Genomic DNA, 11,994 nt, shown 5'->3' on the forward strand with positions numbered 1-11,994 from the left:
AAAAGAATTCGGCTTACTTCAGACGATAAAGCAACCACGCCCCTTGGAAATCCTTACGGGTAGAGTATCTTGCCTTGAAAGCGTCACGCGCTTCGGCTGCTGAAGCTCTGTCGGCATAAGTGCTTACCACCACACGATACATAGCTGCCTCCGGATTGAAAACGACTACGGCATTGTATCCTTCTCCATCGAGGAAGTTCTTCAGGTTTTCTGCATTAGCCTTCACACCGAAACTTCCGCAAACCACGCTGTAGTCTTTCAAGCTACCGGCACCGGACACAACCTCCACTTTCTCCTGACGCACACCGGCGGTTGCCACGGGCACGCTTTCCACTACTTTCGCTTCCACCGGAGCACTGACTACCGGAGTCACTTCTACCGGCTCACTAACCTGAGGCTCGGCCAGTTCCTGTTGCTTTGCCTTTTCGTATGCTTTCTTGTAAGCGCTCTCACTTGACTTGCAAGAAGAAAAAGCCAATACAACGCACAATCCCATTCCAAAAATTGCCATTTTTTTCATAATTACATCGTTTTTATTAATTATTTCTATATCTGTTTATCCAATCATTATCTGTTTATCCAATCATTTTCTCAATACTTACGGAATACATATCGTACGTCCGCATATTCTAAACAAAGTGAGGAGGAATTTAGTTCTTCAATCGTGAACGTTCGTTCTCCGTTCTCCCACCCCATATAGAGCGCATAGTTCTCCTCATCCACACTTTCAGGCAACAAAATAATAGAAATTTTATCTCCTTTCAAAGAATAATTTCCAAAAAACGTTTGGTAGCTGCCATTTTTCAACAGACAAATGGCGGAGAAGCTTCCTTTCTGGAAATTGTAGAAAATACTGTCCTGACGCTTCACCGAACCGTCAGCATACCGATATTGCCTCAACTGCCACTTGTTGTCCAGGTCACCGTCGCCGTTGCTGCAAGCAAACAGCACAAGCATCAACATCGCTACAATCAGAAAGATCCCTTTTCCTCGCATCTTCATGTAATTCATATTCTGAATAAGTCAACAAATGTACGCGGAACAATCAAACCGGATGCCACTCTTGTAGTTAAATTTAATTAAACGGACGAAATGAAATACATAGCCCGCTATGATTCTCATAAAAGCAGAAAAAAGCCTCTAAAAGAAGGCTGAAAAGAAAGCAGAAAAGAAGGCAGAAAAGAAGGTTGAACAAAATCTAAACAGGCTCTTAGCAAAGAGGGACAAGAGAACTTTTTGTCCCTATTGTAGTCTGTTGCCGAAATTCAGTCGGAAGACTCTTCAAAAATGAGTTGAACAGCGGCAAGAACGGTATACAACGGGGTATCGCGTTCCACCTCGCCCCATTATGCAATGTGCAAACAGAACAAATGGGGACAATAGGGACAGTGGTCCGGCTCTCCTCACACACACACAAGAGCGCGCGCACGCGTATTATAAGGTGTACATAGAAAAAATACAGAAGACCACAGAAGAAATGCCGACCGCGACACGTTGATGATATGCAAGAACGAACAGTTCACCAGAAACATGCTGGCGCGAACAGGCGAAAGAAAGCGGAACAGGCGAAAGAGATAGACATAAAAAAACGAAAACATCCTGAACTGGATGAAACGAATGAAGAGGATTTCTTTTGAGTTTCTTTTGAATTTCTTATCGGTCTGTTTTACTCTTTTTATTCGTCACATATCCCGCTATACTCTTCATAAAAGCAGGAAAACATCCTCAAAAGAGCCCTCAAAAGGAGCCAAAACAAAATTAAACAGGCTCTTAAACAGGACAATATCGACAACAAAAGACAATACGAAGAATAATAAAAGGACAATACAGACAACAGGCAGGACGGCAATCTTTCGAATTCAGGATGGCAATCTTTCAAATTCTCAATACGTGTACGCACTTGCGCACATTCTCTTCTTACGCGCATACATTATAATACGCGCGCTCGTGCGTGTGTGTGTGTGAGGAGAGCCAGACCACTGTCCCTATTGTCTCCATTAGCATCGTAAACCTCAACTCTACGGTGCTAAACCTGAGGTTTAGGAGTAAAAAGGAAAGGGGGACAATACGGGTCAATAAGGGGACAATAAATGGAAAAACGAGAAACGAAAAACGAAAAACAAGAAACGGGAAGGGGAAAAGGGAAAGGGAAAGGGAAAGGAGAAGGAGAAAGGGAAAGGAGAAGGAGAAAGGGAAAAAAGAAAGAAAGAGAGAAATGGGAAATGTGGTAGATACATAAAAAAACGGGGTGGCATGAACAACTTTCCCAAGAAAAACGTTAGCTTTGTAGTATTAACTTTTTAAACAAAAGAAAGGAACATGTTATGAAAGGATTAAATGTACTTGCAGCTTTCTTGGGCGGTGCAGCAATAGGCGCAGCCCTCGGTATCTTATTCGCTCCTGAAAAAGGAGAAGACACCCGTCACAAAATCGCAGAAATCCTGCGCAAGAAAGGCATCCGTCTGAGCCGTACGGAGATGGAAAACCTGGTAGACGAAATCGCAACAGAACTGAAAGGCGAAGCCGGCGAATAAATCAATTCCATTAAAAAGACTGAGCCACTATGATGTTTGCAGACGACAAAAGCATTGACACCCTCCAGCAGCTGTTCCACGAGTTCAGGAAATACCTGAACCTGCAAAAGGAATATACCCAACTGGAGGTTACGGAAAAATTATCAATCCTTCTTTCCACCTTGATTCTACTTCTGGTGGTCATCACTCTCGGCATGGTGGCGCTGTTTTATCTGTCATTTGCCCTGGCATACGTTTTGGCCCCGCTTGTAGGCGGACTGATGGTAAGTTTCAGCATCCTTGCCTGTTTTCACATCCTACTGATTGTATTGGTAGTGGTTTTCCGTAAACAGTTCATCATCAATCCGCTGATCAATTTCATTGCCGGATTGTTTTTCGACAAAAAATGATTTCAACAAAATGATTTCAACAAGAAGAGTAATGAAGAATAATACATCCGATACAACCTACATCACCCTCGAAAGCATCGCGCAACGAAAAGAGGAACTGCGCAAGGAGATATCGTCGCAGAAGCAGCTGATGACGGATATGGCGAAATCGCTGTTCGCCCCGTCTGCTCCTGCCACCAGCAAAAGCACAGGCATCGTGCACGCTTTCAAAACGAGTTTCGCCATTTTCGACGGAGCACTGCTGGGGTTGAGAATGATAAAAAAAGTCAGGAAGATGTTCAGCAGTAAGAAATAACTCATCAAAAAACGTGGATGCGCTTCGACACATCCACGTTTTTTTCATGACAACCGGTAATATCACTGGGATATCACCGCACAATATCATACGTAAGTCTCAAGCAGTTTCACGCCACCCTCCTCAGGCACAATCGTAACCTCCTGCGTAACGGCAGGCAGCAAGACCGTCTCTCCGGCACGTAGCGTAACCTCGTTCCGGTTGTCGTCCGTAAGTCGGCATGCACCTTCCACGCAAATGAAAATCACAAACGAATCCAACTCCGAGTAGTCACACGTGATTTCCTCCGTCATGTCGTAGAGCGAAGTCGTGAAATAGGGACTGGCAACCAAGTCGATCGGCTCATTCTGCACAGGCTCGTAATGGGTACGGAAGTCATCCTGCACATCGGCATAGTTGATGGCCTCAACCGCCTGCGTGGTATGCAGTTCGCGCAGCTTGCCCTCTTTGTCTTTCCGGTTATAATCGTAGATGCGATAAGTGATGTCCGACGTCTGCTGGATTTCAGCCACAAAAGCACCGGCACCGATACCATGAACACGTCCGGCAGGAACATAGAACACGTCTCCCGCCTTCACGTCACACGTTTGAAGCACCTCGGCGAAAGTCCCGTCATACACCCTCTCCTTATACTCTTTCGGAGTGATCTGCTCGGAAAAACCGGAAATCAGTTTTGCCCCTTTGTCGGCAGAAACCACATACCACATTTCATTCTTTCCGAACGAATTGTGGCGTTTCCTTGCCAACTCATCTCCCGGATGTACCTGGATGGACAGATCCAACTTGGCATCAATGAACTTTATCAGTAGAGGGAATTTGGTTCCAAAACGGGAATAATTGGCTTCGCCCACCAGCTCCTGGCGGTATTTCCCTACCATCTCCGAGAGCGTAAGACCTTTGTCCGGACCATTTGCCACAACAGACTCATTGTTTTCCACAGCCGAGACTTCCCAGCTTTCGCCTACTCCAGACAATGTTTCGTTCAAATGCTTGAAAGCAATAATTTTGTCGCCTCCCCAAAGCGTTTGCTTCAGAATAGGCTCGAATTTCAAAGGATACATTCGTAGTTTTTGTTAGTTCTTTAATAAAAATATTACATTTTTTCAAATTAATGCGGCAAACATACAAAAAATATCAATTCGCCGGCTAAATGTTAAACGCTAAACTTTCCTAAAATGTTCTTCACATTTCAAGATAAATACTTGGGAGTACGAAATAAATTCTTTTTATTTGCAAGAAAATTTAAATGATACCATTGATATGATAAACACTCAACCCACAGAAAGCAACTTGTCCGGATTAAAAAGGGAAGACTTTCAAAAAGATATAAACAACAAAAAAACTGATTTATTTGTTCTGAGAAATTCTCAGGGAATGGAAGTTGCGGTAACGAACTACGGATGTGCCATCCTCTCCATTATGGTGCCTGACAAAAACGGGAAATATGCCAATGTGATTCTGGGACACGATAGCATAGACCATGTGATCAACAGCCCTGAGCCTTTCCTCAACACCACCATCGGACGCTATGGCAACCGTATCGCCAAAGGAAAATTCACCCTCTACGGCGAAGAACACGAACTGACCATCAACAACGGACCCAACTCCCTGCACGGAGGTCCCACGGGTTTCCACGCCAGAGTGTGGGATGCCGTCCAGCCGACTCCGACAACCGTGGTCTTCAACTATAAATCCGCCGACGGCGAAGAGGGATTCCCCGGAAATCTGGAAGTAGAGATGACTTACCGACTGGAAGACGAAACGAACGCCTTAGTCATCGAATACCGAGCAACCACCGACAAAGCTACTGTCGTAAACCTCACCAACCACGGCTTCTTCAATCTGGCAGGCATTGCTAACCCCACCCCTACGGTACTGAACCACATCATCACCATCAACGCCGACCATTATGTCCCCATCGACGAAGTGTCTATCCCGACAGGAGAAATCTTGAAGGTGGAAGGTACTCCTATGGACTTCCGCACGCCGCACACCATCGGCGAGCGTATCGATGACCCGTTCCAGCAACTGGTGAACGGCACCGGCTACGACCACTGCTATGTGCTGAACAAGACGGAAAACGGCGAACTGAGTCCCGCCGCCACCTATACAGACCCGGAAAGCGGCCGTACGATGGAAGTCTATACTACGGAAAACGGTGTGCAACTCTATACAGGAAACTGGTTAGGCGGATTCGCCGGCGCTCACGGAGCCACATTCCCCGCACGGAGTGCTGTCTGCTTCGAGGCACAATGTTTCCCCGACACCCCTAACAAACCACATTTCCCGTCGGCTATATTGCTGCCTGGCGATGAATATCAACAGGTGACCATTTACAAGTTCGGCGTGCAAGAATGAATATAACCAACCTAATTTTATAAACTAATAACTTCTTAAAAATTATGACACAACAAAACCCAAACGGTAATCTCGTCGCCATTATTACAATGTGCTTCATATTTGCTATGATTTCGTTCGTAACGAACATGGCTGCACCTTTCGGAAATATTTGGGGCAATACATACAGCTGGGCAGGCATGATGGGAAACATGATGAACTTCGCTGCATATCTCTTCATGGGAATCCCTGCCGGCAAGATGTTGGTGAAATACGGCTATAAGAAAACGGCACTGATTGCACTGGCCGTGGGTATAGTAGGTTTGTTCGTACAATATCTGTCAAGCCTCTTCGGTGCCGATGTGGCAGTATTCTCGTACGACGGTCAGATGGTAGCATTGAACCTGATCATCTATCTGCTGGGTGCATTCATCTGCGGTTTCTGCGTATGTATGCTGAACACAGTAGTAAATCCGATGCTGAACCTCCTCGGCGGCGGCGGCAACAAGGGTAATCAGCTTATCCAGATCGGTGGTACGCTGAACTCCCTGACCGGTACGCTGACTCCGTTGTTGGTAGGTGTGCTGATCGGCCAGGTGACAGAAAGCACCAGCATGACAGACGTTGCTCCTCTGCTGTTCATCGGTATGGGCGTCTTCGTGCTTTCCTTCTTCATCATCTCCGCTGTCAGCATTCCCGAACCGCAAAACAACAGCAAGGGAGAGAAATACGAACACAGCCCTCTAGCTTTCCGCCACTGCGTTCTCGGCATCATCGCCATCTTCTTCTATGTAGGTATCGAAATCGGTATCCCCGCCCAGCTGAACTTCTATATCACTAACTTGGGATTTGAAGGTTCTGCTGCCATAGGAGGTACGTTGGCTGCCAGCTACTGGTTCCTGATGCTGATTGGCCGTGCTTCCAGTAGTGTAATCAGTGGCAAAGTGGCTACTTCCACTCAGATGACCATCGTTTCCGTTACGGCTATCGTGTTCATCCTCATTGCTATCTTCATGCCGGAATCCATTGCTGTCAGCTTCCAAGGACACGACATTCCCGTGAAATGCTTCTTCCTCGCTCTGTGCGGTCTCTGCACTTCCATCATGTGGGGCGGTATCTTCAACCTCGCAGTAGAAGGATTGGGCAAGTACACAGCCGCTGCATCGGGCTTGTTCATGATGATGGTTGTAGGTGGTGGCATCATGCCGTTGATTCAGGATTTCATTGCCAAGGCAACCAATCCCATCAGCAGCTACTGGCTCATCATCGCCATGCTGGCTTACATTCTGTATTACAGCACAATCGGCTGCAAGAACGTAAACAAAGACATCCCCGTAGATGACTGATCAATAAAAACAGAATTATAGAAAACTTATTTATTCACTTAAATTTGGAAATATCATGGATATAGAACACGTAAGAAGCCGTTTCATCAAACATTTTGACGGAACAACAGGAGCTGTATATGCTTCTCCGGGACGCATCAACCTTATTGGTGAGCATACTGACTATAACGGTGGTTTTGTATTTCCCGGAGCAATCGACAAAGGTATGATTGCTGAGATTAAACCGAATGGAACTGACATTGTGAAAGCTTATTCCATCGATTTGAAGGACTATGTAGAGTTCGGTTTGAAAGAAGAAGATGCTCCGCGGGCAAGCTGGGCAAGGTATATATTCGGTGTATGCCGCGAAATGATCAAGCGTGGCGTTGATGTGAAGGGATTCAATACTGCATTTGCAGGCGATGTGCCTCTGGGTGCAGGTATGTCTTCATCGGCAGCTCTGGAAAGTACGTATGCATACGCACTGAACGACCTGTTCGGCGAAAACAAGATAGACAAATTCGAGTTGGCAAAGATAGGACAGGCTACCGAACACAACTATTGTGGCGTGAACTGCGGTATCATGGACCAGTTTGCTTCCGTATTCGGCAAGAAAGGCAGCCTGATCCGTCTGGATTGCCGTTCGCTGGAGTATCAGTACTTCCCGTTCGATCCGCAAGGCTATCGTCTGGTATTGGTTGACTCTGTAGTTAAGCACGAATTGGCTTCCTCGGCCTACAACAAGCGTCGCCAGAGTTGCGAAGCAGCAGTTGCCGCTATCCAAAAGAAACATCCGCTCGTAGAGTTCTTGCGCGACTGCACGATGGAGATGTTGCAAGAATCTAAAGCTGAGATTAGCAAAGAAGACTACAAACGCGCAGAATACGTAATCGAAGAGATACAACGTGTGCTCGACGTATGTGACGCTTTGGAAAAAGGCGACTACGAGACTGTGGGTCAGAAAATGTACGAAACACACCATGGCATGAGCAAACTGTACGAAGTAAGCTGCGAAGAACTCGACTTCCTCAACGACCTCGCATTCGACTGCGGTGTGACAGGTTCACGCGTGATGGGTGGTGGATTCGGTGGTTGCACAATCAACCTGGTAAAAGAAGAATTGTACGACACATTCATCCAGAATGCCAAAGACAAATTCAAAGAGAAATTCGGCAGAAGCCCGAAAATCTATGATGTTGTCATCAGCGACGGTGCACGCAGACTGTCGTAACCCGACTCCTGAGTATTCGCAATTCAATAGGATTTGAATATAAAGATTGAGGGGCGTTTCCGAAATGGAAACGCCCCTCTTTGCTAAAATAAACATCAATTTATTCTAAGCTAACCCTAATCAGCTTTTTTTTGAGGAATTAGAAACTGTTTAATTTTTCTCAAAATTTAGAGCCTGTTTAAATTTTCTTCAAAAATAAACAGGCTCTTAAACAGGCTCTTATTTTTTCAAAACATAAACTGCAAACGTGTTCGGCTCGATCTCCACATTCAACGATTGCGCACCTACTTCCACCTCCGACTCATGCGGAACAATAGCCGAAGGATTATCCAAGGTATTATCTTTGTCCATATCGGTCGCCGTCAGCTTGATACACTTTCCTTGAGAAAAGCTTTGCTGCTTCTTCATGCCCGCAAATGTCATTTGCAGAGACTGTAGCTTGTCCGAAGTATTGGCTACCTTGATGATGTATTCGTCTTTTGCCTTGTCATAGACAGCACTTGCAAACAAGCCGTTCTGTCCTTCGGCACCAGTAACCGGCTTCTTATCCATCATCAGCGGCAAAACATGTGTACCCTTATAAGTAGCATACAACTGCTGCACATAGTAGCTGACAGTGCGCACGGAGTTCAGATTGTCGTACCAAATCATATCCGGCCTCCATTGCCACCCCTCCACGTGGGCAAACAACGGAGCGTATGTCGCCATGTGTACGATGTCGGCATTGCGCTCAAGCCCCGTCATAAAGGCTGCTTCCAACAAAGAGGCATGGTAGTGGTTCCACTTCTTGCCTTTTCCGTGGCAAGCATATTCTCCGGCAAACACCTTGGGACCTTTACGGTCATAATTGTCATAACGTGCTCCCTGGCTTAAGAACCATGATTCGGGACGGTAGAAATGCTCATCTACCAAATCGGCTTTCAAACGCTTCATCTCCGGCCACAAGTAGTCGAACTGCTTGCCTTCTGAGTCGGGACCGGAACTGCCGACAATCTTTATCTCCGGATGAGCCTTGCGGATGGCTGCCACAAAAGGTTCCAGATGTTCGGGATACTCTTTCCCCCACTGCTCGTTTCCGATGCCGATGAACTTCAGGTTAAAAGGCGCCGGATGTCCCATCTCGGCACGCAACTTACCCCACTGAGTATCTGTATCGCCATTGGCAAACTCTATCAGATCGAGTGCATCCTGGATGTAACCTTCCAACTCGCCAACGGGCACATGAGCCTCGGCATCAGGATTCTGGAACTGGCAAGCCAATCCACAACTCAATACGGGAAGCGGTTCGGCACCTATCTCTTCCGAAAGCTGGAAAAATTCATAGAATCCCAAGCCATAGCTTTGATAATAGTCCGGATAGAAACGATGCTGGAATGTATATTGCCAACGGTTCTCATTCAAGGGACGGTTTTCCACAGCACCTACCGACTTTTTCCAGTCATAACGCGTAGCCAAATCGGTACCTTCCACAATACATCCGCCGGGGAAACGGAAAACGCCGGGCTTCAAATCGGCCAAAGCCTGCGCCAAGTCTTTACGCAAGCCATTCTCATGTCCCTTCCAAGTATCAGTGGGAAAGAGAGAGATGTGTTCCAAGTCCACCGTCTGGGGTGAGTCCAAGAAGATACGAAGTACGGACTTTGCATCGGTAACATCGGATTTCAGAATCACTTGGTACTTCTTCCACTCCTTGGAGTCAATGGTCAGGTTTGCCTTGGCAAAGGCCTGCCTTTCGCCCATAGAACTGGGGTTTATCAATTCTACACGGATCTTTCCTGCCTTTCCTCCGTCAGGGATACGTGCCCAAACAGAGAAACGATACTCTTTTCCTTTTTCCACCCCGATGCCGAAGAAGCCTTCATTATCCAATCCGGTATGCTTGTGCGGATGTCCGGCATACGCTAAGCGCACATAGTGGGGATTACGTTCGAAAGGACCGTCATCCCTCACGGAGACTTTTCCAAAACTCTTCCACCCCATCAGGCTCTGCGGAAACTCGAACGAACGGTTTTTCACCAGTTCGGCATACAAGCCACCATCGGCAGCATAATTGATATCTTCAAAGAAGAGGCCATACATCGTGGGCTGGATTTCGGCTCCCAACTTTTTGGTCTGTATCACCCATTCGTTGGTTTGTGCCTGAAGTCCCATCCCCGCTGCCAAAGCCATGACAGCCAATAATCCGGTACTTTTTTTCATTGTTTCAAAGTATTATAAGTAAATATAAATATTATGGTTTATTCAAATTTCCCCTGAAAGGAGAAAACTTACCGGACTCTCTTTCCCCAAACAGAACGTCCGCGGCTATCCAAACCGGTAAAAAGAATGGTTTTCCTCTCGTTCTCCCAATCGTGTCCGGCAAAGACAATAAGTCTTTCCAGTTCCTCGCCATCCAGCTGAAGCGACAAGGACTGTTCCTCTGCCGAGAACGACCAAGTGCCTTGATTCGCATTCTGCCCTATTCCACCCTCTTTGTTGAACGAGAGAAGACGCGAAACGTTCCATTCCTCCATTTTCAGTTCACCCTCGCCCCATAAGATTTGTCCGGCTTCCAACTGACGTTCGTACAAGGGCTCTTGAACCCGGATGAATTCCCACTCTCCCACCAAGTCTGCCGCTGCAAAACGCCGTGGCGTATCGCCGGCATAACGTTCAGGAGAGACTACCGGCCATCCGTCTTTAGTAAAGAACAGTTGGCGCACATGTAAGTCCATCATCTGATTATGAGGCGAAAGCCTGCCTTGGTGCACCATAAAGAAAGCCCCATCATCCGCGGTCAGTACACCACAGTGGGCCGTACCTGCCCATCCCGGATGGTTTTCAAAACGATAGGGGGCCGTCAGGATAGGAAAGTTATTGGTGGTATCTTTCAACTCTTTTCCAAAGTAATCCAAAAAGGGACCTTCCGGCTTGTCCGAGCGTCCTACACGCACATTGTAGGTGGTCATCAGCGGGTCGTAGGAGACAAAGAGGAAATAGAGATTCAAATCCGGATTGTAAATGATTTCGGGAGCTTCCAAGTTGTCCTTCTTATAGTTGGCACGCCGGGCAATCAGGTGTCCACGGTCGCCCTCTACAACGGGAAGCCCGGTGGCAGGATTCAGTTCCACGCAATACAAGCCTCCAAAATAAGAGCCGTAATGCATCCACCATTTCCCGTCTTCGCTGCTGACAATGATGCTGGGGTCGATGGCATTCATGTCAGTGGTTTCATCTGTCTTCACCACACATCCCTTCTGTTCCCAAGGTCCTTCGGGAGAAGACGACTCCGCCATGCCGATATAAGAAGTCTTTCGGCCGAAAGCCGACACACAATAATAGAGCCTGTAGGTATTGCCGTCGCCATAAGAACCGTGCTTATCATCACCGCATGGAAGGATATAAGGCGCCCAAATATTGGTTGCCCCCTGTCCGCCGGCATGAGAGCGAACCCACTCCACTGCTTCGCGGGGAATCTCCGGAAATGCCCATCCCACGAATTCCCAATTTACCAGGTCTTTGGAGCGGCGCACTTGGATGTATCCCAAGGGGACGCCTTTCTCTTCGGCCGCCTTGCGATTCTCGCGGAAGATGGCATCGGTGGAATACATATAATAATAGTCGCCCAACTTGCGGCACGAAGGGTCGTGCACGTTGTACGTGCCCCAAGAACGATAGTCCTCCATAGAGGACAAAGAGAAGTAATCATCCGCCCAAGGATTGGGTGAATCCGTAGGAACGAAAGTCGGAACCGGTTTGCAACCTGCCGACAGGGTCAAGACGAAGAGAATGACCCCAAGCGAATACAAGAAATTCTTCATATTATCAGACATCAAATGTTTATATACCAAGACTAAGAAACTGTTTTAATTCTCTTCAGAAAGTTTTTTATTCAGCTTCTTTG

At 47.0% G+C, this 11,994-nt stretch carries 12 protein-coding genes; 7 read left to right on the forward strand and 5 right to left on the reverse strand.

Annotated elements, in window-relative coordinates; all coding sequences use genetic code 11:
- Nucleotides 1-13: 13 nt before the first annotated feature.
- Nucleotides 14-520: an SPOR domain-containing protein gene (locus QZ323_RS03885; RefSeq protein ID WP_294632971.1), complete on the reverse strand. Its 507-nt coding sequence runs from the start codon at nt 518-520 to the stop codon at nt 14-16.
- Between the two features lie 71 nt (nt 521-591).
- On the reverse strand, nt 592-1,002 hold the full coding sequence (locus QZ323_RS03890; RefSeq protein WP_294633059.1) for a lipocalin-like domain-containing protein: 411 nt from the start codon (nt 1,000-1,002) through the stop codon (nt 592-594).
- Nucleotides 1,003-2,023: 1,021 nt separating this feature from the next.
- On the opposite strand from QZ323_RS03890, the gene QZ323_RS03895 reads away from it, so the two are divergent.
- The 4 genes from QZ323_RS03895 to QZ323_RS03910 all read left to right on the forward strand — a co-directional run bounded on the left by QZ323_RS03895 (nt 2,024) and on the right by QZ323_RS03910 (nt 3,218).
- Nucleotides 2,024-2,239 (forward strand): hypothetical protein, encoded by a 216-nt coding sequence (locus QZ323_RS03895; RefSeq protein ID WP_294632972.1) that lies wholly within the window; start codon nt 2,024-2,026, stop codon nt 2,237-2,239.
- A gap of 85 nt (nt 2,240-2,324) precedes the next feature.
- Nucleotides 2,325-2,534, forward strand: coding sequence for a YtxH domain-containing protein (locus tag QZ323_RS03900; protein ID WP_294632973.1), 210 nt, complete (start codon nt 2,325-2,327; stop codon nt 2,532-2,534).
- 32 nt (nt 2,535-2,566) lie between these two features.
- The gene (locus tag QZ323_RS03905) at nt 2,567-2,923 is read left to right on the forward strand and encodes a phage holin family protein (protein ID WP_294633061.1); all 357 of its coding nucleotides are present in this window, start codon (nt 2,567-2,569) and stop codon (nt 2,921-2,923) included.
- 31 nt (nt 2,924-2,954) lie between these two features.
- Complete coding sequence (locus tag QZ323_RS03910) at nt 2,955-3,218, forward strand: hypothetical protein (RefSeq protein ID WP_294632974.1); 264 nt, start codon at nt 2,955-2,957, stop codon at nt 3,216-3,218.
- 86 nt (nt 3,219-3,304) lie between these two features.
- On the opposite strand, the gene QZ323_RS03915 is transcribed toward QZ323_RS03910, so the two are convergent.
- Nucleotides 3,305-4,279: a type I phosphomannose isomerase catalytic subunit gene (locus QZ323_RS03915; RefSeq protein WP_294632975.1), complete on the reverse strand. Its 975-nt coding sequence runs from the start codon at nt 4,277-4,279 to the stop codon at nt 3,305-3,307.
- A 199-nt stretch (nt 4,280-4,478) separates the two neighbouring features.
- Between QZ323_RS03915 and QZ323_RS03920 the strand changes: the two genes are divergently transcribed.
- From QZ323_RS03920 to galK, 3 genes are read left to right on the forward strand one after another with little or no spacing between them, the layout of a single operon-like run.
- Nucleotides 4,479-5,576 carry an aldose epimerase family protein gene (locus QZ323_RS03920; protein WP_294632976.1) on the forward strand — a complete coding sequence of 366 codons (1,098 nt, stop codon included), beginning with the start codon at nt 4,479-4,481 and terminating at the stop codon, nt 5,574-5,576.
- Between the two features lie 44 nt (nt 5,577-5,620).
- Nucleotides 5,621-6,901, forward strand: coding sequence for an MFS transporter (locus QZ323_RS03925; protein WP_294632977.1), 1,281 nt, complete (start codon nt 5,621-5,623; stop codon nt 6,899-6,901).
- 55 nt (nt 6,902-6,956) lie between these two features.
- Nucleotides 6,957-8,111, forward strand: a complete 1,155-nt coding sequence (gene galK, locus QZ323_RS03930; RefSeq protein ID WP_294632979.1) for a galactokinase — start codon at nt 6,957-6,959, stop codon at nt 8,109-8,111.
- A 219-nt stretch (nt 8,112-8,330) separates the two neighbouring features.
- Here the strand turns inward: galK and QZ323_RS03935 are convergent, their stop codons facing one another.
- Together QZ323_RS03935 and QZ323_RS03940 are read right to left on the reverse strand one after the other, a co-directional pair.
- Entirely contained in the window at nt 8,331-10,310 is a 1,980-nt protein-coding gene (locus QZ323_RS03935) for an alpha-L-arabinofuranosidase C-terminal domain-containing protein (protein WP_294632980.1), read from the reverse strand.
- A gap of 68 nt (nt 10,311-10,378) precedes the next feature.
- Nucleotides 10,379-11,911 (reverse strand): arabinan endo-1,5-alpha-L-arabinosidase, encoded by a 1,533-nt coding sequence (locus tag QZ323_RS03940; RefSeq protein WP_294632981.1) that lies wholly within the window; start codon nt 11,909-11,911, stop codon nt 10,379-10,381.
- Nucleotides 11,912-11,994 lie beyond the last annotated feature (83 nt).

The sequence above is a fragment of the uncultured Bacteroides sp. genome (assembly GCF_910585845.1).
In the GTDB taxonomy this organism is placed as follows: domain Bacteria; phylum Bacteroidota; class Bacteroidia; order Bacteroidales; family Bacteroidaceae; genus Bacteroides.

Bases quoted from the DNA above. Each gene is read 5' to 3' on its own strand.
- QZ323_RS03885 (WP_294632971.1), bottom strand. From the start codon at position 520: ATGAAAAAAATGGCAATTTTTGGAATGGGATTGTGCGTTGTATTGGCT.
- QZ323_RS03890 (WP_294633059.1), bottom strand. From the start codon at position 1,002: ATGAAGATGCGAGGAAAAGGGATCTTTCTGATTGTAGCGATGTTGATG.
- QZ323_RS03900 (WP_294632973.1), top strand. From the start codon at position 2,325: ATGAAAGGATTAAATGTACTTGCAGCTTTCTTGGGCGGTGCAGCAATA.
- QZ323_RS03905 (WP_294633061.1), top strand. From the start codon at position 2,567: ATGTTTGCAGACGACAAAAGCATTGACACCCTCCAGCAGCTGTTCCAC.
- QZ323_RS03910 (WP_294632974.1), top strand. From the start codon at position 2,955: ATGAAGAATAATACATCCGATACAACCTACATCACCCTCGAAAGCATC.
- QZ323_RS03915 (WP_294632975.1), bottom strand. From the start codon at position 4,279: ATGTATCCTTTGAAATTCGAGCCTATTCTGAAGCAAACGCTTTGGGGA.
- QZ323_RS03920 (WP_294632976.1), top strand. From the start codon at position 4,479: ATGATAAACACTCAACCCACAGAAAGCAACTTGTCCGGATTAAAAAGG.
- QZ323_RS03925 (WP_294632977.1), top strand. From the start codon at position 5,621: ATGACACAACAAAACCCAAACGGTAATCTCGTCGCCATTATTACAATG.
- galK (WP_294632979.1), top strand. From the start codon at position 6,957: ATGGATATAGAACACGTAAGAAGCCGTTTCATCAAACATTTTGACGGA.
- QZ323_RS03935 (WP_294632980.1), bottom strand. From the start codon at position 10,310: ATGAAAAAAAGTACCGGATTATTGGCTGTCATGGCTTTGGCAGCGGGG.
- QZ323_RS03940 (WP_294632981.1), bottom strand. From the start codon at position 11,911: ATGAAGAATTTCTTGTATTCGCTTGGGGTCATTCTCTTCGTCTTGACC.